The 26,057-nt window shown below is 61.6% G+C and carries 28 protein-coding genes and 1 pseudogene; 16 read left to right on the top strand and 13 right to left on the bottom strand.

What is annotated here, in order from left to right; all coding sequences use genetic code 11:
- Window positions 1-75 precede the first annotated feature (75 nt).
- The 4 genes from AC0L14_RS07530 to AC0L14_RS07515 all read left to right on the top strand — a co-directional run bounded on the left by AC0L14_RS07530 (window position 76) and on the right by AC0L14_RS07515 (window position 4,551).
- Window positions 76-972, top strand: coding sequence for a LysR family transcriptional regulator (locus AC0L14_RS07530; protein WP_473749069.1), 897 nt, complete (start codon window positions 76-78; stop codon window positions 970-972).
- Between the two features lie 192 nt (window positions 973-1,164).
- Window positions 1,165-1,833 (top strand): haloacid dehalogenase type II, encoded by a 669-nt coding sequence (locus AC0L14_RS07525; protein ID WP_077378182.1) that lies wholly within the window; start codon window positions 1,165-1,167, stop codon window positions 1,831-1,833.
- A 173-nt stretch (window positions 1,834-2,006) separates the two neighbouring features.
- A complete protein-coding gene (locus AC0L14_RS07520; RefSeq protein ID WP_473749068.1) occupies window positions 2,007-3,137 on the top strand; it encodes a phosphotransferase enzyme family protein in 1,131 nt (376 codons plus the stop codon).
- Window positions 3,138-3,222: 85 nt separating this feature from the next.
- Window positions 3,223-4,551, top strand: a complete 1,329-nt coding sequence (locus AC0L14_RS07515; RefSeq protein ID WP_473749067.1) for an aspartate aminotransferase family protein — start codon at window positions 3,223-3,225, stop codon at window positions 4,549-4,551.
- A 92-nt stretch (window positions 4,552-4,643) separates the two neighbouring features.
- Here AC0L14_RS07515 and AC0L14_RS07510 read toward each other — a convergent pair whose 3' ends face one another.
- The 7 genes from AC0L14_RS07510 to AC0L14_RS07480 form a co-directional block, all read right to left on the bottom strand.
- Window positions 4,644-5,921 (bottom strand): NAD(P)/FAD-dependent oxidoreductase, encoded by a 1,278-nt coding sequence (locus AC0L14_RS07510; RefSeq protein ID WP_473749066.1) that lies wholly within the window; start codon window positions 5,919-5,921, stop codon window positions 4,644-4,646.
- Between the two features lie 201 nt (window positions 5,922-6,122).
- Window positions 6,123-6,815 (bottom strand): amino acid ABC transporter permease, encoded by a 693-nt coding sequence (locus AC0L14_RS07505; RefSeq protein ID WP_473526713.1) that lies wholly within the window; start codon window positions 6,813-6,815, stop codon window positions 6,123-6,125.
- 19 nt (window positions 6,816-6,834) lie between these two features.
- Entirely contained in the window at window positions 6,835-7,542 is a 708-nt protein-coding gene (locus AC0L14_RS07500) for an amino acid ABC transporter permease (protein ID WP_473526712.1), read from the bottom strand.
- A 56-nt stretch (window positions 7,543-7,598) separates the two neighbouring features.
- A complete protein-coding gene (locus tag AC0L14_RS07495) occupies window positions 7,599-8,423 on the bottom strand; it encodes an amino acid ABC transporter substrate-binding protein (protein ID WP_473526711.1) in 825 nt (274 codons plus the stop codon).
- Between the two features lie 16 nt (window positions 8,424-8,439).
- The gene (locus tag AC0L14_RS07490) at window positions 8,440-9,180 is read right to left on the bottom strand and encodes an amino acid ABC transporter ATP-binding protein (RefSeq protein ID WP_192363894.1); all 741 of its coding nucleotides are present in this window, start codon (window positions 9,178-9,180) and stop codon (window positions 8,440-8,442) included.
- Complete coding sequence (locus tag AC0L14_RS07485; protein WP_473526710.1) at window positions 9,173-10,687, bottom strand: NAD(P)-binding domain-containing protein; 1,515 nt, start codon at window positions 10,685-10,687, stop codon at window positions 9,173-9,175. The genes AC0L14_RS07490 and AC0L14_RS07485 overlap by 8 nt, the downstream gene beginning before the upstream one ends.
- Window positions 10,684-11,682 carry a LysR family transcriptional regulator gene (locus AC0L14_RS07480; RefSeq protein ID WP_123151309.1) on the bottom strand — a complete coding sequence of 333 codons (999 nt, stop codon included), beginning with the start codon at window positions 11,680-11,682 and terminating at the stop codon, window positions 10,684-10,686. Before AC0L14_RS07480 ends, AC0L14_RS07485 begins: the two co-directional genes overlap by 4 nt.
- A 161-nt stretch (window positions 11,683-11,843) precedes the next feature.
- Between AC0L14_RS07480 and AC0L14_RS07475 the strand changes: the two genes are divergently transcribed.
- Together AC0L14_RS07475 and AC0L14_RS07470 are read left to right on the top strand one after the other, a co-directional pair.
- Window positions 11,844-12,326, top strand: a complete 483-nt coding sequence (locus AC0L14_RS07475; protein WP_473526709.1) for a CMD domain-containing protein — start codon at window positions 11,844-11,846, stop codon at window positions 12,324-12,326.
- Window positions 12,323-12,898 (top strand): peroxidase-related enzyme, encoded by a 576-nt coding sequence (locus AC0L14_RS07470; RefSeq protein WP_123151311.1) that lies wholly within the window; start codon window positions 12,323-12,325, stop codon window positions 12,896-12,898. Before AC0L14_RS07475 ends, AC0L14_RS07470 begins: the two co-directional genes overlap by 4 nt.
- A 121-nt stretch (window positions 12,899-13,019) precedes the next feature.
- Here the strand turns inward: AC0L14_RS07470 and AC0L14_RS07465 are convergent, their stop codons facing one another.
- Window positions 13,020-13,307 (bottom strand): pyocin activator PrtN family protein, encoded by a 288-nt coding sequence (locus AC0L14_RS07465; protein ID WP_473749064.1) that lies wholly within the window; start codon window positions 13,305-13,307, stop codon window positions 13,020-13,022.
- A 99-nt stretch (window positions 13,308-13,406) separates the two neighbouring features.
- Between AC0L14_RS07465 and dusA the strand changes: the two genes are divergently transcribed.
- On the top strand, window positions 13,407-14,402 hold the full coding sequence (gene dusA, locus AC0L14_RS07460; RefSeq protein ID WP_473526707.1) for a tRNA dihydrouridine(20/20a) synthase DusA: 996 nt from the start codon (window positions 13,407-13,409) through the stop codon (window positions 14,400-14,402).
- A gap of 80 nt (window positions 14,403-14,482) precedes the next feature.
- Here dusA and AC0L14_RS07455 read toward each other — a convergent pair whose 3' ends face one another.
- Window positions 14,483-15,418: an AraC family transcriptional regulator gene (locus tag AC0L14_RS07455; protein WP_473526706.1), complete on the bottom strand. Its 936-nt coding sequence runs from the start codon at window positions 15,416-15,418 to the stop codon at window positions 14,483-14,485.
- Between the two features lie 174 nt (window positions 15,419-15,592).
- Between AC0L14_RS07455 and AC0L14_RS07450 the strand changes: the two are divergent.
- Together AC0L14_RS07450 and AC0L14_RS07445 are read left to right on the top strand one after the other, a co-directional pair.
- Window positions 15,593-15,838 (top strand): annotated as a pseudogene (locus AC0L14_RS07450) (SDR family oxidoreductase); the annotation flags it as partial.
- A gap of 72 nt (window positions 15,839-15,910) precedes the next feature.
- Complete coding sequence (locus AC0L14_RS07445; RefSeq protein ID WP_473749209.1) at window positions 15,911-16,654, top strand: SDR family oxidoreductase; 744 nt, start codon at window positions 15,911-15,913, stop codon at window positions 16,652-16,654.
- Between the two features lie 24 nt (window positions 16,655-16,678).
- Here the strand turns inward: AC0L14_RS07445 and AC0L14_RS07440 are convergent, their stop codons facing one another.
- The gene (locus AC0L14_RS07440) at window positions 16,679-17,383 is read right to left on the bottom strand and encodes a TIGR02281 family clan AA aspartic protease (protein ID WP_473526705.1); all 705 of its coding nucleotides are present in this window, start codon (window positions 17,381-17,383) and stop codon (window positions 16,679-16,681) included.
- A gap of 7 nt (window positions 17,384-17,390) precedes the next feature.
- Window positions 17,391-17,624 carry a DUF1289 domain-containing protein gene (locus tag AC0L14_RS07435; RefSeq protein ID WP_095492971.1) on the bottom strand — a complete coding sequence of 78 codons (234 nt, stop codon included), beginning with the start codon at window positions 17,622-17,624 and terminating at the stop codon, window positions 17,391-17,393.
- A gap of 182 nt (window positions 17,625-17,806) precedes the next feature.
- On the opposite strand from AC0L14_RS07435, the gene AC0L14_RS07430 reads away from it, so the two are divergent.
- A complete protein-coding gene (locus tag AC0L14_RS07430; RefSeq protein ID WP_473526704.1) occupies window positions 17,807-18,802 on the top strand; it encodes a nicotinate-nucleotide--dimethylbenzimidazole phosphoribosyltransferase in 996 nt (331 codons plus the stop codon).
- 104 nt (window positions 18,803-18,906) lie between these two features.
- Here AC0L14_RS07430 and AC0L14_RS07425 read toward each other — a convergent pair whose 3' ends face one another.
- A complete protein-coding gene (locus tag AC0L14_RS07425; RefSeq protein ID WP_473526703.1) occupies window positions 18,907-20,427 on the bottom strand; it encodes a sensor histidine kinase in 1,521 nt (506 codons plus the stop codon).
- Window positions 20,428-20,502: 75 nt separating this feature from the next.
- Here AC0L14_RS07425 and AC0L14_RS07420 point away from each other — a divergent pair, with 75 nt between their 5' ends.
- From AC0L14_RS07420 to AC0L14_RS07405, 4 genes are all read left to right on the top strand, one after another.
- Window positions 20,503-21,126: a thermonuclease family protein gene (locus AC0L14_RS07420; protein WP_473526702.1), complete on the top strand. Its 624-nt coding sequence runs from the start codon at window positions 20,503-20,505 to the stop codon at window positions 21,124-21,126.
- A gap of 145 nt (window positions 21,127-21,271) precedes the next feature.
- Window positions 21,272-21,883, top strand: a complete 612-nt coding sequence (locus AC0L14_RS07415; protein ID WP_473526701.1) for a glutathione S-transferase — start codon at window positions 21,272-21,274, stop codon at window positions 21,881-21,883.
- A gap of 16 nt (window positions 21,884-21,899) precedes the next feature.
- Entirely contained in the window at window positions 21,900-22,517 is a 618-nt protein-coding gene (locus AC0L14_RS07410; RefSeq protein ID WP_473526700.1) for a uracil-DNA glycosylase family protein, read from the top strand.
- Window positions 22,518-22,637: 120 nt separating this feature from the next.
- The gene (locus AC0L14_RS07405; RefSeq protein ID WP_006333679.1) at window positions 22,638-23,129 is read left to right on the top strand and encodes an Lrp/AsnC family transcriptional regulator; all 492 of its coding nucleotides are present in this window, start codon (window positions 22,638-22,640) and stop codon (window positions 23,127-23,129) included.
- Window positions 23,130-23,140: 11 nt separating this feature from the next.
- Here AC0L14_RS07405 and AC0L14_RS07400 read toward each other — a convergent pair whose 3' ends face one another.
- Window positions 23,141-23,707: a DUF3299 domain-containing protein gene (locus AC0L14_RS07400; RefSeq protein ID WP_473526699.1), complete on the bottom strand. Its 567-nt coding sequence runs from the start codon at window positions 23,705-23,707 to the stop codon at window positions 23,141-23,143.
- A gap of 436 nt (window positions 23,708-24,143) precedes the next feature.
- Between AC0L14_RS07400 and AC0L14_RS07395 the strand changes: the two genes are divergently transcribed.
- Window positions 24,144-25,271 (top strand): DUF7986 domain-containing protein, encoded by a 1,128-nt coding sequence (locus AC0L14_RS07395; protein ID WP_473749062.1) that lies wholly within the window; start codon window positions 24,144-24,146, stop codon window positions 25,269-25,271.
- 224 nt (window positions 25,272-25,495) lie between these two features.
- Window positions 25,496-26,057: transposase (locus tag AC0L14_RS07390; RefSeq protein WP_473749061.1), on the top strand; the 562-nt coding region annotated here is incomplete at its 3' end.

Here is a 26,057-nt window from a genome sequence, read left to right as displayed (position 1 = left end):
TTGGGTGAGAATAGCAGAACGGTCAGAACCGGTTATCCATATGATCTGACGATTTGTGGTGATATGAAGTCACCAATGAAGCGCTCTGAAGTACCTTCGCTCGACGACCTGCGCGCCTTCCAAACAGTGGCGCGTCTGGGGTCTGTGCGTGCTGCGGCTGCCGAACTCGCTCTGACGCATGGTGCGGTCAGCCGCCGCGTCTCCAAACTGGCCGCCGATCTTGGTCTGCGCTTGCTCGAAGCGGACGGGCGCGGGGTGCGTCTGACCTCCGATGGCGCGAAGCTGGCGGAGGCAACCGGCAAGGCGTTCCATTTAATCACTGATGCCTTGGCAGAAATCAGATCCAGCTCGACGCCCATTCCGATCATCCTGTCCTGCGAGCGCTCGCTGGCGATGCGCTGGCTGATCCCCCGCTTGTCTGGATTTCAGGATCGATACCCGGATGTCGAGGTGCATCTGTCAACCGGCGGCGGAGGGCTCGACTTCGCGCGTGACCGGGTGACGCTTGCGATCCGCCGACTCGATTTTCTGGTGGACCCGGAATGGACCATCATCAGGCTGATGCCGGAGCGGGTTGGTCCGGTCATGCTGCCATCCCTGCGCAAGCGGTTCGAGAGTGGCGACTATGTGGCGCTCGGATCACGGACGCGACCGGATGCATGGGAAGCGTGGTTGGACGCGCACATGGATGCGCCGCGTCCTCGAGCGACCCGATTGCTGGATCATCATTTCCTGATGGCAGAAGCCGCCCTAGGTGGTCTTGGCGTTGCTCTTGCCCCCCAGGCGATTGCAGCGGATGACGTCGCGAATGGGCGATTGGAAGCACCACTCGGCTTTCATCGCGACGGGACGGACTACGGCCTGATCCATCCGAAGTCGATCATTGTTTCAACCGGCCTCTCCGCGTTGCGAGATTGGCTGACCGCAGAGTCCGAGAGATCGTTCAAGCGGCAGGTGCTTGAGAACAGCTAAACTAAGAAAATAAGGTCGCCTTTGCGCCCGTATCGGCTCAGACGGGGCGAAAGAGACAGCACTGCGAAAGGGCGTGCTGGTTTGGCGGTCGACCGGAGGGCCATCTGCTGAATGACCATGCATTGCGGCACATTCTGCCAAACGCCTGCGTTTATGCTCGGCTGATAGAGCAGATTGACAGGAACCAAGGACATGGATCGCTTCCGGCCGAAATACGTGACTTTTGATTGCCACGGCACGCTCATCAATTTCCAAATGGCGGAAGCCGCCAGGGACTTGTTCGGTCATCTTCTAGATGGGCCGCGCATGGACGAGTTCATCAGAAACTTCCAGGGCTACCGCCTCGATGAGGTGCTGCAGGACTGGAAGCCTTACGCAGATGTCGTTCACAACGCACTAGAGCGCACCTGCCGCCGCAACAGCGTCGCATTCCGTGCCGAAGACGCCGAAACGATCTACAACCGCATCCCGACCTGGGGGCCGCATCCGGACGTGCCCGAGGGATTGGCCAAACTGGCCAAGGAAATTCCGTTGGTCACCTTGACGAACTCCATGGTGGCCCAGATTCCGTCGAACGTGGCAAAGCTCGGCGCACCCTTTCATGCCGTCTTGACCGCTGAAGAGGCGGGTGCCTACAAGCCGCACTTCAAGGCGTTCGAGTACATGTTCGACATGCTGGGTTGCGGCCCGGAGGATATCACGCATGTGTCCTCGTCTTTCCGCCACGACCTGATGTCCGCCTATGATCTGGGGATCAAGAGCAAGGTCTGGGTCAATCGCGGCCACGAACCGGCCAATCCCTTTTACGAATACACCGAAATCCGCGATGTGACGCAGCTGCCAGGCGTTTTCGGACTCTGAGGGGCGAGGATAGGCCGGAGACACGCAGAGCACGGCGCCCATTTTGCGAGGGCGGCCAGCGGCGCCGTCTGAAACACCGCGAGAAATAGACCTGGGGGGCGCGCCATCGCTGGAGCGTTCCATCTGTCGAAAAATGAAGAACAACCGTCCCCAACAGGCGAGGATCTTTCGAATTGGGTGCTTATGGTGATCTGGTCCCCGATGAAGAAGCTGGTCAACTCGATGGCTCTATGGCGGCAGGACGCGACCGTCTGGCTTACGCGGCACCTTTGACCGAAGCCTATTTTCGCGCTGCCGCCGCAAGCCTGGCGATGCGGCCGGGCGCCTCCGAACCAGACATGTCGGCGGCACTGCTGAAGCGCCACTACGGATTGACGGGATCGATCGCGACATTGTCCTCCGAGGTTGAGCGCACCGTTGACGTCACCCTGTCGGACGGCCGCCGGTTGATCCTGAAGACGTCGGCAACAGCGGAGGCGGTCGACAGCTTTCGTTTTCAAACCGCCGCCATGGCCGGATTGCAAGGGTTCACGGGCTTCGTTGCACCCGAAGTGCTCCGCACGACCAGCGGCGCATTGATGTTTGAGCAAGAGGGGACATGCGGGTACTTGCAGACCCGGATCGAGGGCATTCCGCTCCACCAGGCGACGCCAACTCCCGACCTGCTTTTTCGAACCGGCAGTGCTCTCGCCCAGCTGGACCTGGCTCTTGAGCTGGTCAGTGTGCCCGCGGCTCACCGTCCCGTTCTTTGGCATGTCGGTTGCTGGTCGAGGTTGATGGAACTGGAGCAATACCTGCCATTCGGGAGCATTGCCGATAGCGTACGCGTCGCGATGGCGGAGTATGCGGAGTTCGTTGCGCCACAAATCTCTGACGTGGCGTGGCAGGTAACTCATAATGATCCCAGCCCATTCAATATGATAGTGACTGGCCAGGGAATGGGTTTCATCGATTTCGGCGATGGCTGCTGGAGCCCCAGGATCCAGGATCTGGCGATCGCAGCAAGTCACGTCGTACAGGATTCGACACTTCCTTTGGGGGGAGCCGAGCACCTTATTGCCGGCTACGCCTCTGTCACTGCACTTTCGGCTGTGGAAACAAAACTGCTCGTCGGACTGATGCGGGCGCGACAAAGCGCGTTAATCCTGGTCAACTACTGGCGATCCCACCTTTTTCCGGCCGATGCCCAGTACATCAAAAAGAATGTCTCGCGTGCCGAGCACGGACTTTCCATCCTGGCGCCTCTTGGTGCCACATCGGGCGAGGCGGCCGTCCTGGCGGCAACGTCGTCGTTTCAGCCGTAACGCATTTCGGTTCGCACGACCGGCACGGTAGCCAAAAGACGAACCGCGAATTGATCAAGGTACTCTTTCAGATAGGCAGCAGCACATGTCCACAGATCTCATGCCTAATCGATACAGGCCCGGCGAATCCGACCTTCCGAGGCGCGAGTCCGAGCTAATTGCTCGCCGTGACGAAGTACTTGGGGCCTCCTATCGGCTCCAGTACCGCCGGCCCGTGCACTTCGTTCGCGGCGAAGGCATGTGGCTCTACGACCCTGACGGGCGTGCCCATCTTGATTTCTACAATAACGTGCCGTCGCTCGGCCATTGCCACCCAGAAGTAAACGCCGCAATGGCAGAGCAGGCGGGCCGGATAAGCGCCAACACGCGCTATCTCGAGCCAAAACTTATCGACTATGCCGAGCGTCTGGTCGGCACTTTCCCAAGCGAGCTCGACCGGGTGGTTTTTACGTGCACGGGGAGTGAATCCAACGATCTGGCCCTGCGTATTGCGCGATTTGCGAGCGGCAACGAAGGCGTGATCGTCTCGACCTATGCGTATCACGGCACCAGTGCGGCTACCGCCGCGGTTTCCCCGAACCTGGGCGACGCGGTCAAGCTCAGCCCATTCGTGCGCATGGTATCCCTACCTGGGCCGGCAGGGGTGCCGGAAGCCCAGGCTGCGGACTTTTTCGAGGCACAGATTCGTTCGGCCATTGTGGATTTGAACCGTCGTGGCATTTGCGTTGCGGCCCTGCTCATCGACAGCATTTTTTCCAGCGATGGCGTATGGGTCGATCCCCCTGGCTTCATTGCCAGTGGAGTTGCGGCCGTGCGAGAGGCAGGTGGTCTCGTCATCGCCGACGAAGTTCAACCGGGCTTTGGGCGAACCGGCGCTCATATGTGGGGCTTTGAACGGCACGGGATCGTTCCGGATCTTGTTACCCTCGGCAAGCCGATGGGCAACGGATTTCCAATTGGCGCTGTCGTTGGTCGCAAAGCACCGATGGAGCAATTTGGTGCCACCTCTCGCTACTCGAACACATTCGCCGGAAATACGGTTGGCATAGCGACCGCAGACGCCGTGCTGACGATCCTGCAGCGTGACCAGATCCCCCAAAAAGCGCTTGCCATGAGCCAGCGCCTCCGAGCCGGGCTGGAGAAAATCGCGCAGCAGCCTTACGGAGTTCGTGCAATCCGAAATGCCGGTCTTTTCTTTGGCGTCGACATAGGGCCTGAGGGCACCCCAGCGGCAAGCCGGCGGGCAATGGCGCTGGATGTGGTGAACGCAATGCGGGACGACGGCGTCCTTATCAGCACGACAGGGGCCAACGAGGATTCGCTTAAAGTGCGCCCGCCGCTCGTTTGCCAGGCCGAGCACGTCGACCTCTTCCTTGCAGCCATGGAGCGGGCGCTCATCAATGTCGCAGGCTAGACCGCATGCCTGCGAGCAGGTGGCCAGGTCCTAGTTCAATGCGTGCCGAGATTGGCGGTGTCGGTCGGCCACTTTGGGGCCTCTCGGCGGGATCAGGGAAGCATATCCTTCAGCCGATAATAGGTGCCCACCATTGGCAGGAACCACGGCTTGCCGGTATGCAGCGGGACGGCATTCCAGTCCATGCCACCGATTGGATTGGTATCTGTGCGGCCCATGGCAATGTCCGCTAGCACACTTCCGATCAGCGTCGAGAGCTGCGCGCCATGTCCTGAATAGCCCATGCCGTAGATCAGGCCATCGGCGGCGCCGGCGCGGGGATAGCGGTCATGAGTGCAGCCGACGAGACCGCCCCAGCAATAGTCGATTTCGACATCGGCCAGTTGCGGGAACACATCGAGCATCTGCTTGCGCAAAAGCTCTCCGGAACGCACGTCTGTCTTCTGGTTAGAGGCAGCCGAGAACTTCGCACGCCCGCCGAACAAGAGTCTGTTGTCCGGGGTGAGTCGGAAGTAGTTGGCGATGTTGAGCGAGTTCGTGTAGTTCCGATTGCCCGGCAGGGTTGCCGCGACCTCCTCGGGGGTAAGCGGGCGCGTCACGACGATGAAAGATGCAATTGGCATCATCCGTCGCCGATAGTAGTCAAAATTCTCGGTTGTATAGGCGTCGGTCGCAAGGATGACCCGGCGGGCAGCGAGCGAGCCGGTCGGCGAAGTGATCCGCCAGCCATCTGACACCCGGATGCAGGACTGGACGGGATTGTGCTCCCAGATCGTCGCACCATGGCGAGCGGCTGCGTCCGCCATGCCATTGGCATACTGGCCCATATGCATCATCGCCGACTTGGGTGACAGCACGGCGCCGTGAAAGGCCTCCGAACCCAGCTCCTTGCGGACATCGCCACGTGAGAGCCACTCCACCGAGGGGCCCACTTCGCGGCGAAGCTCCTCGCACATGGCCTGCAGCCCCTTCACATGCGATGGCTTGGATGCAAGCTTGAGCTTGCCTCCTCTGCGGAAGCTGCAGTCGATGCCCTCTTCAGCAATGATGGCTTCGATCATGTCGATCGAGTCGTCGTAGGAGCGCCAGAACCGACGAGCCTTGGCCTCTCCAAAGTGCGCTTTGGCCGCACCAAAACTGGCGAAGTGACCACTGTTGAGGTGCCCGCCATTGCGCCCCGATGCACCATATCCGACATGCTCGGCCTCGATGAGTGCGACCTTCACGCCAGACTTGGCCAGTTTGCGCGCGGCATTGAGACCGGTGAAGCCCGCCCCAATTACGGCGACTTCGAAATCGCCGGAGAGGGGTTCGCGGGTCGCCCCAGCAAAGGCTTTCGACGTATCATGCCAATAGGAGGTAAACTTCATTTTGAACACCTCTCGCGCTCGTCGGGACGCCGACAGGATGAAGTGTAGCTCCGCTCCCGCGCTGTGAGGTGCGGCCCTTGCTATGGGCCCCCGCAACAATCAGTCGTCCTAGGCGGCGAAACCGCAGGAGATGCGGCGGCGGCGCAGCCTCCGCCTCGCAGCCGCCGCCCAGAACCTCCGAAAACTACCGCGAGGTCGCCCTTAGGTTCGCGCCCTAAGGGCTGCTTCCACCCGATCGGCGCCATTTGTGACGATATAGGCGATCACCATGTAGATGACGACAGCGATCAAGAAGGCTTCGAGGTAGTAGAAATTCAGCGCGGCGGTCAACTGGGACTGCGCAAAGATGTCAACGACCTCGATAGCGAATCCGAGAGAAAGCGCCTTCATGATCACCATGAACGAGTTGGCGAGGTCCGGGATTGCGGCTACGATCACCTGGGGAAGCATGACCCGCCGGAACAATTGGCTGCGTTTGTAGCCCAACGAGTGGGCCGCGTCCGCCTGACCGGTGTCAAAGGAGTTGAGGGCGCCCTTCACGACTTCCGCCTGGAAAGCGGCGACGCAAGCAGTCAACGCAACGATGAGCGTGATCCAGTTAGGCGTCAAGTGACCGTTGAATTCTATTCCAACAAGCGAGACCAGGAACTGGAGTGCGGGGGGAAGGCCGTAGTAGGCGAGGAAGATCACGATCACCATCGGGACCCCCTTGAAGGCGACCTTGTAGGCCACGACGAGTTCCCGCAGCACTGGTACCCGCCGATATTCGACCATCGCAAACAGGCTGCCTACGATCGTAGAGAGGACGAAGATCGCAAGCGCCATGGCGAGCGTCACAGGAACCGCGCCAAGGATGTCCCAGAGATCGGGAAGAAGAACTTCGGAATCGAACATGTGATAACCTCCTCTTCGATCAGACGCTTGCCATCATGGTATCCTTGGCCGGCGTGGCCGTTGGCTTGAACTTCGAATTCCGCATTTCGAAGAAGCGGACGACGAGCCATGCCACGAGGCACAGCAGCGCATAGATCACTGCCAGCACGAGATAGGTTTCGAACTGGTACTGGTTGTAGTCCCTCTCCATGACCAGATGCGCGGTTGCCATCACGTCCGCCGCCCCGATGTACATGACCAGCGCAACGTTGTGGATCAGGTAGATGATGGAGTTGCCGTAGCCGGGCAACGCGATGTGCACCGCCTGCGGCCCGACGACGCGAAGGATCTTTTGACGGACCGTGTATCCGAGACTGTCCGCGGCGTCATGCTGGCCGCGATCGACGGCCAGGTATGCCGGCCGCATGACCTCAGACAGATAACCTCCGTGGTAGAGGCTGAGCCCCAACATCGCAGCCACGGTGGGCGAGACGAAATCCTCGACCTCGAACAGGTCGACTATCAAGGGAAGTCCGTAGAAGGCGACGAACAACTGGAGGACGACTGGGACGCTCCGGGCATAGGATACGTAGAGGTCGGCCAGGTGACTGATCCCCGGTATTCTGCGCACCCGGAATGTGGTCCCGATCAGCGCTAGGCAGAAGCCGACGATCATGGCCGTGAATGTGATCGCGAGTGTCAGCGGCAATGCCTTGAGCAGCTCGGAGATCATTATGGAAAGGTCCACAGTGGAACACTCCTTCTTTCAGTCTTGGGCCTGATCGCCGGTGTCTCAGCCGGGCGTTACTTCATATGCGTGGTGATGTCCTCGCCGAACCATTTCTGCGAGAACTTCGCAAGCGTGCCGTCGGCCTTGAGTTCCTTCAGCGCCTTATCGATGTCTTCGGAGAGGGCCTTGTTCTCCTCAGAGCGGTGGATCAGGACGAAGGTGTTGTTGATAGCGACGGGCTCGCTCGCCTTGATGTCGAGCTTCTGCTGGTCGATGACCGTCTGCTCGCCAAGGTTGGACGGCAGAACCAGCGCGTCGTACTTCCCGTTCTGGACCTCCTTCAGGCGATCCGGGTACGGGATGCCCGCGCTCGATGCGGTGATTTCGATCTGGTAGTCTGGGTTCTGTTCCCGCCACTGGGTAGCGAACTTGTAGATGCCGCCGCCGGCCGTGACGGGCACGATCTTCTTTCCGACGAGATCCTTCATCTCGTTGATGCCGCTGTCCTTGCGGCTATAGATCTTGATCAAGCTGGCGCCAATCGGGCTCTCCGGAATGAGAAACTGCTTTTCGCGAGCGGGCGCACGGTAGTAGCCGCCGGTTGCGATGTCGTACTTGCCAGTGACAAGTCCGGTCTCCTGAGCGATGTCGGCTGCGCCTTCCATCTCGAACTTGTACTGGGGCAGCTTCGCGTTGATGGCCTTGAGGACGTCGGGCTCGTAGCCCTGCGGCTCGACGCCGATCGCACCCCAGGACAGCGGCTTGGATTCGGCTGCCGTCGCGATCTTGATGGTGCGCACATCCTGGGCGTGGGATACGCCAGCCGTTGCGAGGGCGAATGCGACGCCGGCTACGGCGAGGGCGAAAGTAAGGCGGGAAGTTGACTTAATAGAAGGCATGTCAGGCATCCTTTCTCTACTGGATTGTAAGCTCGGAATTGAGGAATTGGGCAAGGCGTGGATTCGACGGCGCGTCGAAGATCTCGGTCGGGCTGCCGTCGGCGGCGACGACGCCCCGATCCATGAAGACGATGCGGTTCGAGATGTTCTTTGCGAACTGCATCTCGTGGGTGACGAGCAGCGAGGTGATCCCCGATGACGTGACGTCCTTGATTACCCTAAGAACTTCGCCAACGAGTTCGGGATCGAGCGACGACGTGGGTTCGTCGAAGAGCATCACGTCTGGTTTGATCGCGAGCGCCCGCGCGATGCCGGTCCGCTGGAGCTGGCCACCGGAGAGCTGGGACGGGTAGCTGTCCAACTTGTCGGAGAGGCCTACCCGATTGAGCTCCTTCAGGGCGATCGCCCGCGCCTCGTCCTTTGACTTGCGCTGCACGACCACCAGCGGATCCATCACGTTCTGAATGACCGTCATGTTCTTGAAGACGTTGAACTGCTGGAAGACCATGGCCGTCCGGAGCCGGATCGCCTGTATCGCCGTGTTGTCCGGGCGCTGGTAGTCCATCTTGAGCTTATCGAACGCGATAGTGCCGGACGCCGGCTTTACCAGGTAGTTGATACACTTCAGCAGCGTGGTCTTGCCGGTGCCGCTGGGGCCGATGATCGACACCACGTCCCCGCGCTTCACAGAGAGATCGACGCCGTTCAGAACCTGCGTGCTTCCGTAGGACAGCTTTAAATCTTTGAGCTCAAGCATTTCTGGTCGGTGTCCTTTCGGGAGATGGTTCGGGAAGCGTCAGGCAATCGCTCGCCTCGTCCGTCGCGGTTTCGTCATCTGCCCATTCGTCTCCGAGGAGTTCGAGCGTGTGGAAGGCTTGCAGATCGGCGAAATGGCGCTCGCGGTCGGCGACGAAGAGCGCCCTGACGATGCCACGCGCTAGCCGGTCGGCGCCTTCGCTGATGGCAGGAATGTCACCCGTGAGTTTGCCGTGGCTCAGCGTAGCTGGGAAGTTGAAGCAGTGTATCCGGGAGAGCGCCGGGCAGGCACCCGGCTCTGTTTCGAGGAATTCAAACGCGTTTCCAAGATCGGGCGAGGCTTCGAGTTCGCCGTTCGGCATGTCAGCCGGTACGGGGAAGCGGTCACGCCACAGGCGGATGTAGGGTGCGACGGCAGCGAATTCCGGCCTGCTTGTCAGATCGATCTTGAAGCCCGTGCCGAAGACCAGGAAGTCGACTGGATATCTGCCTTTCGGCGTCGTCACCACGAGGTGATCGCCGTCCTGCTCCAGCCCGGTAATTGGGCTTCCCAAGTGTAGATGAGCCTGCGGGAACGCGCTGACGCGCAGAACGCTGGGGCGGGGTGGCGGCGTCTGTGCCCGCATGGCGTAGTCGAGAAAGCTCCACTTCCATTCGTCGGGTAAGCCTGCGAAACCGTGCACCACGCCCTGGCTGCCGATGCCGGTGAACTTGTTGATCTGTGGCAAGTCTGTGCGGCGCACGAACATGTCGAGCCGAGCCGCCCCGGCCTCGAGAGCGGTGGCGGCGTTATCCATCGCAGAAGCGCCGGCTCCTACGACGCCGATCCGCTTGCCGCGTAGCGACGCGAAATCGATAACGTCGGCGGTGTGAGCCCAGTACTTGCGCTCGATGTCGTCGGCGATGGGAGGAACGAAGGGGCCGCCCAGGCCGTCGCGGCCCGTCGCGAGCACCACGTGGCGGGCGATCATCGTTTTGGTGTGGCCGTCCTGACGGCATACGATGTCGAGCATGTCGTCCGGGCGCGGGAGGATAGCGTCGACAGTTGTCGCGTTGCGCACCGGGAGGTCGAGCACACGGCGGTACCATACCAGGTAGTCCATCCACGTCTCGCGCGGCGCCCTGTCGAGCGCCACCCAGGCGTCGCGCCCATGCAAGGCTTCGTAGTAGGCGCGGAACGTCAGCGCCGGCAGCCCCATCGCAGGCCCTGTCAGTTGCTTCGGGGAGCGAAGAGTTCGCATCCGTGCGAAGGTGACCCATGGACCCTCTCGACCGGCGGGTGCCTTGTCGAGGACGATGTGGTTGGCGACACCGAGCCGCTTCAGCATGGCTGAGGCGACAAGCCCAGCCATGCCGGCGCCGATGATCACCACATCGATTACACGTTGTCCGTCGACGACGCGGGTCGGAACCCAGGCCTTGGCCGGCAGTTCCAGCCAAGCGAGGTCCTGCTGCAGGCGCGCCTCAAGAGCGTCGAGACTGCTCGGAAACGCTGACATGTCGCTCACGATGGCGCTTCCTCGGATAGCAAAGTTTGCCCGTAGACGGTGTCGGCCAATGCGTCGTCGCCGGACGAGTCGTGCAGGCGGCAGCCAGGCATCGCCAAGGCAACCGTGCGCGCCGCATCGATCACGGCGGCGACGGTCGGCGTCATCGGCAGTGCGGCAGGTGAAATTGCGCCGAACAGGAAGGGGATCGTGTGGTCAAGCACGCGCATTATGATACCCTCGAGCGGAACGCCGCAGACGGTCGCCGGCTCGACGATCGCGACCCCCAGTCCAGCGCGGGCCATCGTGAGGGCCGTCATCGAGGCGTTGACGTCGATGATCCGCTGCGGCGTGACGCCTGCACGTTCGAGTGCCTCGTCGACGCGGTGCCGCAAGCGGTAGGGGTTCGCCAGGGTGATGATGCGGCGGTCCGCGAGATCGGCAAGGCGCACCACGTCGTTTCCGGCAAGCCGATCGCTCACGGCGAGAGCGACGACGCATGGGGCGTCGGCGACCCAGTGGACTTCAAGGCCGGGGTGTTCCAGCGGAAGGCTTGCGATTCCGAAGTCCGCCGAACGGGCAAGCACGGCCTGCACCACGTTCTCGGCCGCCAGCGCCTGCACATGAAGATGACGCGGAAGCAGGTCTGGCGCGACGGCCGCGATCGCCTGGGGTAGAACGCCGGCCGCAAGTGAAGGCGTGGCCGCGATCGTCAGCGAAGCCGGCTCATCGAGACCGATAGCGTTTGCCCGTTCGCGGATGTGGGCTAGGCTGGCGAGATGGCGCTCTACCTCGGCGTGGAAGAGTAGACCGCGCGCGGTCGGGCTGATTCGCGGTCCGCTTCGATGCAGCAGCGCATAGCCGATATCGGATTCTAGATCCTGGATAAGCCGAGTGACCGCCGGCTGAGATCGGCCAAGCAGCCGTGCCGCTCCGGTCACGCTACCGGCGGACATCACGGCTGCGAACGCTTCAAGTTGTCGGATATCGAAAGAGTTAGAATGCATACTGGACATCAACCACTCTCTGTCATGTCATTAAAGCATGACATTTCCCAATTGACGATGGGTAATAGATAAATTTTCTGCATTGAAGGCCAGATATCATTCTTATTTGACATAGTGGCCCGTCGCGCCTACCTAGATCGCATGCCTGCTGACGTACCGAGGGGCTTGCTTTGAGACTCATCGAAAACCTTGCCCCCGCAGGGCCGGGTTCCGCGCTTGCGGAAGCCATGGAGAAACGTTCGGAGATTTTGCGCCTCAGCGAAGCGGCCCACGATGCCGTGCTACTGCCGCGCGAACCCGGCGGCCTGTCTCATGGCCTCAGGGCCGCGCTCGCCGCCCGGATGGCGCGCCTCAATCGCACCCCGGCGCTCGCAAGCCACTACGACACCCTGGTCGCCCGCGCCGACGAACCGACGACAGCCTCGCTCGTCAACCCCGGCACGAACGTGACGGACCGGCGTACCGCGGAGATAGTCCGTCACGCCGATCGGCTCACGCTCGCGCCACGCGAGGCCACGCGCGCCCATGTGGACGCGTTGCGCGAGGTTGGCGTAGCCGACGCTGATATAGTCCGGCTCTCGGAGCTCGCGGCCTTCGTCAACTACCAGGTGCGCGTCATTGCGGGTATCACGCTGATCGGAGGAATGCGTTGAGCGAGGTCGTCCACACTTTCACCACCACGATACCGCGCTGGCAACCCTATGTGGTTCCAGTCGATCTCGCGACTGCTACCGACGAGCAGCGTGCGGCGATGCAGGTGACGCCGTCCAGCAAGGGCATCTCCCCCTATGTGCTCACGCTTGCGCATGACCCAGAGTCGCTCGCGGTCCGCTCGCCCCTATTTAATCTGATCATGTACGGGCGCGACGGCCTGGCGGGCAGCGAGCGCGAGCTGGGCGCCGTCGCCGCTTCCGTCGTCAACCGCTGCGTATACTGCGCCGCGGTGCACGCCTCGCGGTTCAACCACCTGACGAAGCGCACGGACGTCATCGAGGCTGTCTTCGCCGATGGTCTTGAGGCAACGCTCGACGAGCACCTCCAGGCAATCTTCGACTTCTCGGCACGCCTGTCGACCACGCCGCCCGAGGCGACCGTCGCCGACGCGCAGGCGCTTGCCGACGTCGGGCTCAATGAGCTGGAGTGTCTCGACTTGGTCCTGTCCGCTGCCATCTTCGGCTGGGCGAACCGCTTGATGCATACGCTCGGCGAGCCGATGATGGATTGAATACTACAGACGGCCCGAGATTGAAGGCATGCAATCGATCATCTGCCACGATCGATCAAGCGCCTCCAACGCCGCCTCGCAGTGCCGGCAATGGCACAGCCGACCAGCGATGGGGGAAACTCTACCGGACTGGATAGGGACAAAAGCCGTGCAACGGCCTGCATTCCCGGGCTGCAGCTGCTTGCCGCTTGTCGATATAGCCGGCCAAGTCCTGCAGATGGATGTCTTTAGCACATTTCTGACTATTCTCGATCCGTACGACTGGTAGAGCGATGTCGACTGAGCCGAGCTTCCTAAGCATCTTCTGTAGTGTCAACTGGGAGAAGAAGTCGCGCCGGACATCTTCAAGCGGAATGATGACTTTGCAACTATATTGCGCCATGAGTAGGAAAGCAGTGTTTGGCGACATCTCGGTTTACCTTTGAAAATTCGGCCAAATGCGCCACATATCATAAAAGTCAGCAATGTCGATCCGCCTGATAAGTTATAAGTTAGAAAGAATGTGTAAGTGATTGATAATGCAATTAAATTTGCCATTGCACCTATGATGGATTGGACGGACCGGCATTGCCGGTTCCTCCATCGCCAGTTGACGCGCCGGGCATTGCTCTACACCGAGATGGTCGTCGCCGACGCGGTCATCCACGGCGAGCGCGAGCGCTTGCTCGGCTTCGATGGTACGGAACATCCGGTCGCGTTGCAGCTCGGCGGCTCCGATCCGCAGAAGCTTGCCGAGGCGGCCCGCATCGGCGAGGCCTTCGGCTATGACGAGATCAACCTCAATGTCGGCTGCCCATCCGACCGCGTCCAGTCGGGTACGTTCGGCGCCTGCCTGATGAAAGCACCGGTTCTGGTCGCCGATTGCGTCACGGCGATGAAAGCCTCTGTCGGCATCCCCGTCACCGTCAAATGCCGCATCGGCGTCGACGAGCAGGATCCTGAGCCGGCGCTCGATGCGCTGGCGGACGGGGTTTTCGCGGCCGGCGCAGACGCGCTGTGGGTGCATGCCCGCAAGGCGTGGCTGGAAGGGCTGAGCCCTAGGGAAAACCGCGACATCCCGCCGCTCGACTACAATAGGGTGTATCGGCTGAAGGCCAAAAATCCAAACAAATTCATCGGCATCAACGGCGGCATTCAATCCCTTGAAGAGGCGCTCGACCACATTGATCATGTCGACGGCGCCATGCTCGGCCGCGCCGCTTATCATACGCCGGGCATTCTGGCAGGCGTCGACGCGGCGTTTTACGGCGACAAACCCAAAACGTTCGATTTTGCCGCGCTGATCGATGCCATGGCGGATTATGCGGCACGCCATATCGAGCGGGGCGGGCGGCTTGGCCATGTCACCCGTCACATGGTCGGCCTGTTCCACGGTGTGCCCGGTGCGCGCCGTTACCGGCAGATCCTTTCGACCGATGCGACAAGGCCGGACGCCGGACCCGATGTGCTGAAGGCAGCTTTCGCCGCAGTCGATTTTAGCGGGACGGACGCCGAAGCAGCCTGACTGTCCAATCGCGCAAGATCATGCGGTCGCTTGCGTGTCTTCCGCGGTCTGTTCAGCAAACCAGAGGACCGTCGGTCAAGCTAAGCAGCGCTCGCCCGCTCGGCGTCCTGCATTTCTTCTTTGATCGCGTGCGACATGGATCGAGTGCGCAGCGCATCGCGCTTCGGCGGCGCCTGGAATGTGCGGCGATATTCGTGGGTGAATTGCGAGATGCTCTCGTAGCCCACCTCGAACCCAGCGCTGGTTGCCGAAAAGCCTTCATCGAGCATAAGGCGGCGTGCTTCGATTAGGCGAAGCCGCTTCTGATACTGTCCCGGCGTCAGCGACGTCATGTGCTTGAAGTGCTTGTGGAAGGCGGTGAGGCTCATCGCCGCTGCCGCCGCCAAGCGCTCGACGGGAATACGCGATCGATATTCGGTTCTAAGAATCGCGATGGCCGCCGCGAGACGGGTCGCGTGACTGTCGGGATCCGCAAGCGACCGCAGGGCCGCGCCGTGCTGACCGGAGAGGAGCCAATAATGCAGTTCGTGCATAATGCCGGGGCGCAGGAGCGACGTAGCATCCGGTCGGTCCAGCAAGCGCATCAGCCGCGCTGCGCAATCCAGAATCGCGGCATTGGTGTCCTCAGCGAACAAGGTGCGTGTCTCTGACGGGCGCTGCGCACGCACGCTGCCCAACTGCGCTGCCATCTCGCGCAGGAGCGTCATCTCGAGTTCGACCGCGACGGCCAAATAGGGCTCGCGCCGGCTTGCCTGCACGATCCGTCCGACGACCGGCATGTCCGCGCTCACGATCACGGATTGCCCGGCGGAGAAAACTTGCTGCTCCCTGCCCACGGTCATGAGCTTGGCACCCTGCAGAACCAGACAAACCAGCGGCCGATAGACCGAGTGAAAGTCGCCAGGTGGTGACTCAACGCACATCATCCGCAGGCCCGGCACTGGCGTCAGCGCCAGGCCGTCCCGGTTGGCATGGCGGGCGGCATAGGTGTGAACGGCATGTTTGAGGACGTCCATGCAATGTCTCCTGCAGCGGCGCGATGCTGGCGATCCTAGCATGCGGGCGGACAAACATCACGTGGGCTGCAGGATCGAGCAAGTTTTGCGCATGCGTTGGCAAGCTGTCGACCGCATCGCCCTGTAGGAAATGTCCCAACCGAACACGCCCGCTCGACAAGGAAGGGGATCTATATGTCTGGACAGAACGTGTCACCGAGACGAGCCCGTGCTGGCGATGTCGCCATGGCACTTCGCGGGCGCATGATCTCCGTGACCGCGATGGCGCCGGGCGTCGTCAACACCGTCCTGTTTACTGACAGGAAGACGCCGGAGCAGATCGCCGACTTCGCCGCGCGCACGCCACATCAGCGCATCGGCGAGCCTACCGACATTGCCGACGCAATCGCGGCGCTCTGCAGCGGGACGGTGCCTGGATCAACGGGCAGACGGTATTCGCAAACGGCGGGATCGTTTGACCCCGATTGGCTGGAATTGATGGAGCACAGAACGATGAAAATGACCGGAAATACGATCCTGATCACCGGCGGAGGGTCCGGAATCGGGCGGGAACTGGCGCTGCGCTTCAATGCGCTTGGAAACACTGTGATCGTCGCGGGACGGCGCAAGGAGGCGCTCGAGCAGACGATCGCCGGGCGTGAAGGCATGTACGCGATGGTCGGCGATGTCGAAGATCCGGAAGCAATTATGGCATTTACCAAGCACGTAGTCGCCGAGCACCCGGCGCTCAACGTGCTCATCAACAATGCCGGCGTCATGCGCCGCGAGGATCTCACCAGGGCCCGCGATCTGCGCGACGCGGAGAAGACGATCGTCACCAACCTGTTCGGACCGATCCGCCTCACCAACGCGCTGATCGACCATCTGGCGGCCCGGCAGAATGCCGTGATCGTCAATGTCTCGTCAGGCCTGGCCTTCGTGCCGCTGAGTGGCACGCCGACCTACAATGCCAGCAAGGCGGCGATCCATTCCTATACGGTGTCGTTGCGCGAGCAACTCAGGGGCGAGGTCGAAGTGATCGAGCTTGCGCCGCCCGCGGTTCGCACGGAACTCACGCCCGGCCAGTCGACGCGCGACGAGTATATGCCGCTCGATGCGTTCATTGACGAGACGATGGCGTTGTTCAGCCGGGAGCCGACGCCCAAGGAGATCCTGGTGGAGCGCGTGGGCTTCCTGCGCTGGGCGGAGCGGGACGGCCGGTTTGATCAGGCGGTCGAGATGCTCAACGCTCATTGAGCGGCGCCGAAGCAGCCCGACTGTTCAATCGCGCAAGATCATGCGGTCGCCGCGCACGTCGAAACCGGACAGTGAGCCGATGAAATTCATGCCGAGCAGGCTCTGGCCGAGCATGCCGGGCGCGGCGATCATGACCGGCATGTCCTTGCGTACGATCCCGCCGATCGCCAATTCGTCGGTTCTCACGGCGGCGGCGCGTGCCATGCCGTTGGCGGTGGAAACCGGTATGGTGAAATTGAGAGCGGCTGGATTGAATCCGGCCGCTTGCGCGTCCTGCGCGGTCAGCACGGTGCTGGTTGCGCCGGTATCGACCACGGCTCGGACCGGCGTGCCGTTGACCATGATGCGCGCTTCGAAATGGCCATTGCCGGCCTTGTCCAGGGTCACCGTGGCATGGCCGTCTTCAAGGCCCAATGCCAGCGGACTGCCGGGAACAAGGCCGGCCGTTACCCGGCTGGCGAAATCCTGCAATTCATAACGGTATTGGTAGCCGGCGATCAGTGCGAGCACGATGACGGCCCAGGTGCCCAGATTGCGGGCCATCGCGCCCAAGGGTCTGCCTGATCTGAGCAGGCCGGCGCCGATGAGCGCGACCAAAGCGCCAAGCCAGATCAGCCGGCCGAAATCGTAATTGTCGACGCCGAATGTGCTGCCGGCGGAATCGTTGAGCATGAGCAGGGCCACACCTACCCCGATCAGGATCATCAAAACCCAGAAAGATCGGTTCATATGTGGCTCACGAGAGAGCGTCGCGTTCGCGCGCGAGGCGGGTGCGGCGGGTTTCCCGGCGCGGTCTGCGTTCAACCGTTTCCAGCCGGGCCGGCAGCTCGGCCATGACGCTGCGGCGGATTTCAGGGGTCATCTCGATCCAGGCGCCGATTTCCTCGCGCGTGCGACCGCAACCGAAGCAGAAGCCGGTTTTCATGTCGATCGAACAGACCAGGATGCATGGGGATTCGATGGCCGTCATGATATTCTCTCAGGGTTCCGTCAGGAATCCCTTGTCTCGTCTCCACATGGTGCAACGGCAAGGCCAATGCAAGCCCTCCGGAATGCGCCGCCGACAACCGCTTTCGCGTCAATGCAGGCAGTTGTGCCGGCCGAGCAAGGCGGCTATGCCGCTCACCAACTCTGGAAACGATCACCAACGACATGACCAGCGCGCTGCCCTTCGACGATTTTCGCAATCTTCTGGCGACCCTGCCGCCGGCCGATACGGCGGCCGAAGCCCGCGTCCGTGCGCTGTTTGCCAAGGCCGACAAACCCACAGGTTCGCTCGGCCGCATCGAGGGCATCGCCGCGTGGCTCGCTGCCTGGAGCGGCCGTGCGCCGCCGGCAGTGAACCGGCCCCTGGTGGCGATCTTCGCCGGTAATCACGGCGTCGCTCGGCACGGCATTTCGCCACGGCCTGTCGCTGCCACGGCGAACGCCGTCGAGCTTTGCGCGGCCGGGGGTGCGGCGGTCAACCAGATCTGCATCGCCAATGATCTCGGGCTGAAAGTGTTCGATCTAGCGCTGCACATTCCGACCGCCGACATCACCGAGGACGCAGCACTTGACGAGCGCGGCTGTGCCGCCACCATGGCCTTCGGCATGGAGGCGATCGCCGGCGGCACCGATCTGCTTTGCCTTGGCGACCTCGGCGTCGGCAATTCCACCGTTGCAGCGACTTTGTTTGCCGCACTGTTTGGTGGCAAGGGCGCCGATTGGGTCGGATCCGGATCGGGCGCCGATGCATCGATGCGGGCGCGCAAGGCGGAAGTGGTCGATGCCGCGCTAGCCTTCCACGGCACAAGTCTCAGGAATCCGCTGGAAGCGTTGCGCCGGGTTGGCGGCCGTGAATTCGCGGCGATCGCCGGCGCCATCCTCGCCGCCCGGATGCAGAAGATTCCCGTCCTGCTCGATGGGCTAGTTGCGACTGCCGCCGCCGCGACGCTGCATGCCGCCAACCCCGCCGCGCTCGACCACTGCCTGCTTGCCAGTCTGTCGCCAGAGCCTGCGCATGCTCGGGCCGCCGAGCGGCTCGGCTTGCGCCCGCTGCTTGATCTCGGCGTGAGCCACGGCGAGGGGGCAGGGGCGGCACTTGCGGCGGGCCTGGTCAAAGCCGCTGCGCTCACCAGCTCGGGCATGGCGGCGGCGGTTCATTAAAGCGCGTCGCGTTCGACCCGCCTCATGCGACGCGCTTTAGGTTGTTTTTCGCATGTCGTTATCGCAAAACCGCTGCACACTTTTGCGCGACATGCATTAAGCGTCTATCGCCGGCGCGCAGCAACGGCTTTGGTCGGCAGCGCCGGCAATTCCTCCATAACCCGGCTCAACGGGAAGATGGCGATCGCCTCGGTGCCTTCGCGCAGTTTGGAATGGAGTTCGAACTCGCCGCCATGCATGGCGAGCAGGCTCTGGACGATCGGCAGGCCAAGCCCGGTGCCTTGTTCGGCGCTCTTGATGGCGATCGAGCCCTGGCCGAAGGCGGACAGCACGACCGGAATCTCGTCTTCCGGTATGCCAGGCCCGTTGTCCTTGACGGAGAGGTATTGGCCGCCGCCCGCCGTCCAGCCGACGCGCACGCGGATCTCGCCGCCAGTTCCGGTGAACTTGATGGCGTTCGACAAAAGATTGAGCGCGATCTGTCGCACCGCGCGTTCGTCGGCGAACAGGCGCGGCAACGCGTTTTCGAAATCCTGGACGATCCGGATATCCTTGTTGCGCGCCTTCAGCTCCATCATGTGACAGCAATCCTCGACGACGGATAGCAGCATCATCGGCTCTTCATTGAGCTGGTATCGGCCGGCTTCGATGCGCGACAGGTCGAGGATTTCGTTGATCAGGTCGAGCAGATGCTGGCCAGAGTCATGCACGTCACGAGCATAGTCGCGATAGGTCGGGTTGCTCATCGGGCCGAGCACCTCGTTCGCCATCACCTCGGAGAAACCGAGAATGGCGTTGAGCGGCGTCCGCAATTCGTGGCTCATCGAGGCCAAAAACCGCGACTTTGCCAGGTTGGCGTCCTCCGCCCGTCGCCGCGCTTCGTCCGACATCGATTTCGCGGTGTCCAATTCGGCGATCAGCGCATCCTTTTCGGAGCGGAACGAGAGCAACATCAAGGACGAGCGGTTGAGCTGGCGCGCCACATAGGCGAAGAAGGGAAGCGAGACGATCAGCAACCCGGCCATGATCAGTTCGACCGGCATCCACTGCCTGGCGCCGGTATAGGCATAGGCGGCCACCGGAACGGCGAAGGTCGCCAGCAACGCACCGCGCAGCGATGACGCCGTAATCGCGGTCGCCGCCATGGCAAGCAGCAGCACCACCGCCTTGATCAGCTGAAACTGGTCGACCTGGCAAGCATCGCAACCGAGCCAGGCGAACCAGGCCCAGCCCAGGCCGCAAAGGAAATGGCCTATCAGGAATTCACCGTGCGTTTGCAGCGGGTTGAGTTCGGCAGCTTCCGTTCGGTCGACGCGCCTCGCCATGAACACGACGATCGTGTAGCAGATGAGTGTAAAAAGGGCCCAGACGCCAATTTCCTTACCGACGCCAGCAAACAGACCGGTCGCGGCGGTCGCCAGGACGAGAAGCGGAACTATGATCGCGCCGCCTATCATCGCACCGGCGTGGAGTTTCAACAGCTCGCGGTCGAAATCAGGATTTCCGGCCTGCTGCGAAAGACGGTCGCGCGTCTTGCGCACCGCGCGCGCCACATCGCTGTTGCGATGGGGTTTCCGGCGGTCCACAATAAACTTGTCCGCTGTGGTCGAGCGTTGCGAGGGCATGGAGACTTCAATTTATGCGGGCAGCGGTTTCAAATTGTTAAGCTACGTTCGAATGATTAACCAACGGTTTGCCATATGAGCCGATCGTGGTCGCGGCGGCCGCGACAGCGATACGTCCCGCCGCGGCCGCGAAGCCTTTGGCGCCGGCTGGTGGACTACGCACTGGCCGTGCTTGTCCTCGGTCTGCTGATCCTTCTGGCGGCGCGGCTTGATCGGATCGAGACCCGCAAGACCGAGGGTGCCGCCGTCGTCAATGACGGCGATACGATCACGCTCGGTATCGAGCGCATCCGTATGCGCGGCATTGACGCGCCCGAATATTCGCAGGTCTGCCGCAAGGGCGGCGCCGGCTATCCCTGCGGCAAGCTGGCGCGGCAGTCGCTGGTGCGTCTGATATCAGGCAAACCCGTCTCCTGCACCGGCTGGCAGCGCGATCGCTACGGCCGGCTGCTCGGCGACTGCAACGCCGGCGGCAAGGATCTTAACCGCGCCCAGGTCGAGGCCGGCTGGGCGGTTGCCTATGGCGATTTCGAAACCGAAGAAGCCGCTGCCCGCTCCGGCAAGGCCGGCATCTGGGCCGGCACTTTCGACGAGCCGCACGATTGGCGCGAGAGCCACGATCACGAAGTGACCGAAAGGAAGCACGGCACTTTGGCTTCGATTGGCGATGCCTTGCGAGAAATTTTTCGCTTCCGGTGATGGTCAACCCTATAGTTGTTGCAACAGACCTGATCAGCGACGTGGCGTCCATTAGGACGCACAAGGCATGCGCTGGGATTCTTGATTCGCACGTACTTTCCGGAAATCGATTCCGGTTTTGGGCCGATCCGATAGGAGGAATGGAATGAAACTCTTCGACGGCGGCCGGGCGCCCAATCCACGGCGGGTTCGCGTCTTCCTTGCCGAAAAGGGGCTTCAAATTCCTCTGGTGCCCGTCGACATGGGCGCGCTGGAGCACAGAAAGCAGCCGGTCAGTTCGCGCAACCCGCTGCAGCGCCTGCCGGTGCTCGAACTCGACGACGGCACCGTCATCACCGAATCCGTCGCCATCTGCCGCTATTTTGAGGAACTGCATCCGGAACCGGCTTTGTTCGGCCGCGGCGCGCTCGGCAAAGCGCTGGTCGAGATGTGGCAAAGACGCATGGAGCTTAACTTGCTTAGTTGCGTCACTGCCGCGTTCCGGCACATCCATCCGGCGATGAAGGAATGGGAGATCCCACAAATCCCCGAATGGGGCGAGGCCAACAAGCCGAAAGCCGTCGGATTCCTGAAACTCCTCGACGACGAGTTGGCGAACCGGGAATTCGTCGCCGGCGATGCCTATTCGATCGCCGACATCACCGGGCTGATTGCCATCGACTTCATGAAGCCGGCGCGTATCAAGGTGCCGGAAGACTGTGCCAACGTGCTGCGCTGGCATCAGGCGATCTCCAGCCGGCCGAGCGCTGCCGCCTGAGAATGAGTTCCCGAGAATGAGCGAAGAGCTGGAAAACTTCGCGGCGAGGGTACGCGCCTGCCGTATCTGCGTCGAAAACCCGGTCGGCCGCCCGTTGCCGCACGAGCCGCGCCCGGTGCTCAGGCCGTCGTCGAGCGCCCGCATCCTGATTGCCAGCCAGGCACCGGGCACCAAGGTGCATATGTCAGGCATGCCGTTCACCGACGCCTCCGGCGATCGGTTGCGGAACTGGCTGGGCGTCAGCAGCGAAGAATTCTACGACACGACAAAATTCGCCATCGTGCCGATGGGCTTTTGCTTTCCCGGCCAGGATGCCAAGGGCGGCGACCTGCCGCCGCGCCGCGAATGTGCACCGGCCTGGCGTGCGCCGCTGATGGCGCTGATGCCGCATATCGACCTGGTGCTGACGATCGGCAGCTATGCACAATCCTGGCACATGGGCGCCGCGCGCCGGTCCTCGCTGACGGAGACCGTGAAGGATTGGCGCACCATCTTGGATGTGCCCAGCAACCCGAAAGTGCTGCCGCTACCGCATCCGTCGTGGCGCAACACCGGCTGGTTGAAGCGCAATCCGTGGTTTGAAATGGATTTGCTGCCGTTTCTGAGATCGGAAATCCGCTATCGCCTCGGCTGAAGCGTAAGCAAGAAATCACTCGCTTTTGCGCCATCTGGCAGAATTTCTTTCTTGTGAATGGCCTAAATAAGAAGGACTATAGCCAATCTATTCCTAGTCTATCCCCGTGGGAGCACCGAAATGGACCGCCTTGACAGAAAAATCCTCCGCCTCTTGCAGGAGGACGCGACGCTTGCGGTCGCCGATGTCGCCAAGAAAGTCGGACTGTCGACCACGCCCTGCTGGCGCCGCATCCAAAAGCTCGAGGAGGAAGGCGTGATCAAGCGGCGCGTCGCCATCCTCGATCATGAAAAGGTCAATGTGCGCGTCACTGTGTTCGTGTCGATCCGCACCAATTCGCACAGCCATGAGTGGCTGCGGCGCTTTTCGGAGGTCATCCAGGAATTTCCGGAAGTGGTCGAGTTCTACCGCATGAGCGGTGACGTCGACTATCTCCTGCGCGTGGTAGTGCCCGATATCGCTGCTTACGACGCCTTCTACAAGCGGCTGATCGCCAAGATAGAGATCCGCGACGTCTCGTCGTCGTTTGCCATGGAGCAGATCAAGTACACCACCGAAATGCCGCTGGACTACATGGTTCTGGACAAGGAATCGGGCGCCAACGCTGCCTGAGAATTTTTTGCTTAATTCTTCTTTTTGTTGAGAAAACGCCACGGCGAGTTTGCCGGCTGGGTGATGGTGTCCGGCACCACATCGACATCCACCACCTCCGCCTTGCGCACCGCGTAGCCCGATTGGATGACGCTGGCGCCGTCGAGGATGAAGAGCTGACTTTTCTCCATGCCCGGCTCTAGGACGCCGGTCACAGAAACCGGCTGATAGGCTTCCGACATCCTATAGGGGCGGGCGGGCGTGACGAGGACGATCTGATTGGGCGGCGGCGTCGGCATGTGGCTGCACGCACCTGTCCACGGCACCAGCAGGAACTGATAGACGAGATCGCCGTCCCGATCGAGCGGCAGTGCGTATCCCGCCAGTTGGACGGCCTTGTCTCGCAAATTGAGAGACAGCGTCTCGCCACGGTCAGGCATTTTTGCCGCGACCATCGGCAATCCGACACTTTCGGCTGCGGGCTGGGTCGCCGGGCGCAGGTCCTTCCAGAATATGCGCGCGGTTTCGGCCGAAGCGGTGGCAATGGAGAGGCCCAGTGCCACGGCTAAGGCCGAGCCTGATTTGAGACGATCGCTCATTGGCTTCATCCTTCGCCAGTCCGTGGCTGGATCGGGTAAACCCGTCGTGAAGTATCGGCAACGGAGTGATCCACTTGTTATCGCAGAATGCAACTTCGAGTGCCATGCCCGTGGGGTTAACCGGGGCAAACCGTCGTTGAGGCTGCCGCCCACAGTGAAGGGCGCGGCGGCACCGGCTCGGGGAGTTCGATCCGAAGAAAGGCGAGGAAATCGCCGAAAGCGTCTTGCCCGGTCGCCTCAGCGGCGCAGAATAACCCGACCAAGCGACGCCAGTAGACAGACCCCATCTTCGAATATCGCCTGAGCCTGGAGAAGTTCAATGCCGACCAGCCATGATCTCAACGGGCTGATGAAATTCCTCAGCCGTGACGAATGGAGCGAATGTTTCGCGGAAGTGTTCGACGATCATTTCGGCCCGATCCTTGGCGACGGGGACATGGAATTCGAAGAACTCGCCGAGGTCCTCGGTGACGACAGAGTAATGAATCTTTGGGGCTGCGCCTTCGAGGATTTCCTGACCCAGGATTTCGAGGGCGAACCCAGCAACATCGTCGATGAGTATCTCAAGCGCAGAGGCTGGAAGGAAAATGCGCAAACGAGAGCCTATATGGGCGCGCTGCGTACCTCCGTCATGAGCTTGTATGAGGTGAGCGACGTCGTTCCGGGACAATCGCTTATGGCGCGCGATCTTCTCCGCGGTGGCGAGCCGATCGCAGTCAAAGAGGGCACCGCCACCAAGACCTTGAAGCAGTGGGACAAGATAGCGGCGAGAATCGTGCCCGTCCTCGGGAAGAATATCCTTACCGGCGGCATTCTTCCTTTCACCCGAGAGGCCACCGACTCCTTGCTCGATGGTCTGTTGGACGTGTTCGGCAAAAGGACCGCAAGAAAGCTGCCGGCCATGAGGGATGAAGACCTGCGGGCGGTGGCGTTCATGTTCACGCTCGTATGGGTGTTCGACGCCCTAGACAAGGTGATGAACATGCCGATGCTCCAAAATACCGAGGGCGACGAATTCATGTTTCATGATGTCCGCTTTCCCTTGGCCTCCGGCGTGATGCAGAAGGACATCGCCGCCCGGCTGAACGGCATAGCGGGCATGTCGCAGGAAAATGCACAATTCTGGAACTGGTTGGAATACATGCCGCAAGGCGAGGACAAACCCAAGGAGGCGGGCACGCTTTCCCTGGACACGGCAATGGACAACGGTTTGCGCGTGTTGGGCAATGTCGAGTTGAAAGGCGGTTTCCTGTGTCTATCCGCCAATTCCGCCGAGCGGGCGGAAAAAGGGACGGCCCTGATCCAGCGAGCCCTCGGCGATCTGGTCCGAACACCTCTTACCGAAATCCGCACCATACAGCAGATGATGGCCGAACGGCCGGCCATGGAGGGCAGGACGCCCTCATCGGAGATGCCGCCGGAACTCGCTGAACAGGTCATTCACGAGTACCTGGATCAACACTATAGGGAACCCTCGATCAGCCGGTCCAAATGCTTGGGGGCAAGACACCGCGTCAGGCCGTCAAGACCCAAACTGGCCGGCAAAAGGTCGCCGAGTGGCTAAAATATTTGGAAAACCAGACCGCGAGGCAGCCTGACCGCGCCCATCCTGTGGCCGTTTAGTCGTCCGTGAAGAACGCGGAACGCTTTGATTTAATTTAAGATTTTCGCCTGAATTTGGGTTTCGTTTTGCCGGAAATCGTGGCTTTGGGCGGCGATTTCCGGCAAAATGTTTGCATCTGCGTTGCGTGATTCGATGGCGTTTCGACCGGAGAGGGGAAGCAAGCGATGCGGCCGAAGGAACGGCGAGACAGTGGCCAGGCGGACCTGTTGCGGTCCCGGCTCGACCAGATCCTGAACATGGAACATGCACTGGTGAAGCTGGCGACGGCGATCGACTGGCGCTGCCTGGAAGAGAAGCTCGGCGAGGTCTACGACGATGGCCCCGGCCGGCCGCCGCTGCCGACGCGGCTGATGGCGGGGCTGGCGATCCTGAAGTCGATGCACAACCTGTCCGATGAAGGGCTGTGCGAGCGCTGGCTGGAAAACCCCTATTATCAGCTGTTCTGCGGCGAGGAGTTCTTCCAGCACCGCCTGGTCTTCGACCGCACCTCGCTGACGCGCTGGCGCCTGCGCATGGGCGAGGAGCGGCTGACGGCGCTGCTGCAGGAGAGCCTGGCGGCGGCGACCCGGCTGGGGGCGGCCAAGCCGGCCGACTTCCGCGCGGTGATCGTCGACACCACCGTGCAGGAGAAGGCGATCACCTTTCCGACCGACGCCAAGCTGATGCATCGCGCCCGCGAGCGGCTGGTCAAGCTGGCCGGGAAGCACGGCATCCGCCTGCGCCAGT

Source organism: Mesorhizobium sp. WSM4841 (genome assembly GCF_055811515.1).
This window is presented reverse-complemented; position numbering and strand designations above follow the sequence as displayed.

Bases quoted from the DNA above. Each gene is read 5' to 3' on its own strand.
- AC0L14_RS07435 (WP_095492971.1), bottom strand. From the start codon at position 17,624: ATGACGGCCATCGAATCCCCATGCATCCTGGTCTGTTCGATCGACATG.
- AC0L14_RS07480 (WP_123151309.1), bottom strand. From the start codon at position 11,682: ATGTCCAGTATGCATTCTAACTCTTTCGATATCCGACAACTTGAAGCG.
- AC0L14_RS07430 (WP_473526704.1), top strand. From the start codon at position 17,807: ATGACCAGCGCGCTGCCCTTCGACGATTTTCGCAATCTTCTGGCGACC.
- AC0L14_RS07400 (WP_473526699.1), bottom strand. From the start codon at position 23,707: ATGAGCGATCGTCTCAAATCAGGCTCGGCCTTAGCCGTGGCACTGGGC.
- AC0L14_RS07425 (WP_473526703.1), bottom strand. From the start codon at position 20,427: ATGCCCTCGCAACGCTCGACCACAGCGGACAAGTTTATTGTGGACCGC.
- AC0L14_RS07420 (WP_473526702.1), top strand. From the start codon at position 20,503: ATGAGCCGATCGTGGTCGCGGCGGCCGCGACAGCGATACGTCCCGCCG.
- AC0L14_RS07405 (WP_006333679.1), top strand. From the start codon at position 22,638: ATGGACCGCCTTGACAGAAAAATCCTCCGCCTCTTGCAGGAGGACGCG.
- AC0L14_RS07495 (WP_473526711.1), bottom strand. From the start codon at position 8,423: ATGCCTTCTATTAAGTCAACTTCCCGCCTTACTTTCGCCCTCGCCGTA.
- AC0L14_RS07525 (WP_077378182.1), top strand. From the start codon at position 1,165: ATGGATCGCTTCCGGCCGAAATACGTGACTTTTGATTGCCACGGCACG.
- AC0L14_RS07510 (WP_473749066.1), bottom strand. From the start codon at position 5,921: ATGAAGTTTACCTCCTATTGGCATGATACGTCGAAAGCCTTTGCTGGG.
- AC0L14_RS07445 (WP_473749209.1), top strand. From the start codon at position 15,911: ATGAAAATGACCGGAAATACGATCCTGATCACCGGCGGAGGGTCCGGA.
- AC0L14_RS07395 (WP_473749062.1), top strand. From the start codon at position 24,144: ATGGAATTCGAAGAACTCGCCGAGGTCCTCGGTGACGACAGAGTAATG.
- AC0L14_RS07455 (WP_473526706.1), bottom strand. From the start codon at position 15,418: ATGGACGTCCTCAAACATGCCGTTCACACCTATGCCGCCCGCCATGCC.
- AC0L14_RS07530 (WP_473749069.1), top strand. From the start codon at position 76: ATGAAGCGCTCTGAAGTACCTTCGCTCGACGACCTGCGCGCCTTCCAA.
- AC0L14_RS07505 (WP_473526713.1), bottom strand. From the start codon at position 6,815: ATGTTCGATTCCGAAGTTCTTCTTCCCGATCTCTGGGACATCCTTGGC.
- AC0L14_RS07490 (WP_192363894.1), bottom strand. From the start codon at position 9,180: ATGCTTGAGCTCAAAGATTTAAAGCTGTCCTACGGAAGCACGCAGGTT.
- AC0L14_RS07415 (WP_473526701.1), top strand. From the start codon at position 21,272: ATGAAACTCTTCGACGGCGGCCGGGCGCCCAATCCACGGCGGGTTCGC.
- AC0L14_RS07465 (WP_473749064.1), bottom strand. From the start codon at position 13,307: ATGTCGCCAAACACTGCTTTCCTACTCATGGCGCAATATAGTTGCAAA.
- AC0L14_RS07440 (WP_473526705.1), bottom strand. From the start codon at position 17,383: ATGAACCGATCTTTCTGGGTTTTGATGATCCTGATCGGGGTAGGTGTG.
- AC0L14_RS07515 (WP_473749067.1), top strand. From the start codon at position 3,223: ATGTCCACAGATCTCATGCCTAATCGATACAGGCCCGGCGAATCCGAC.
- AC0L14_RS07410 (WP_473526700.1), top strand. From the start codon at position 21,900: ATGAGCGAAGAGCTGGAAAACTTCGCGGCGAGGGTACGCGCCTGCCGT.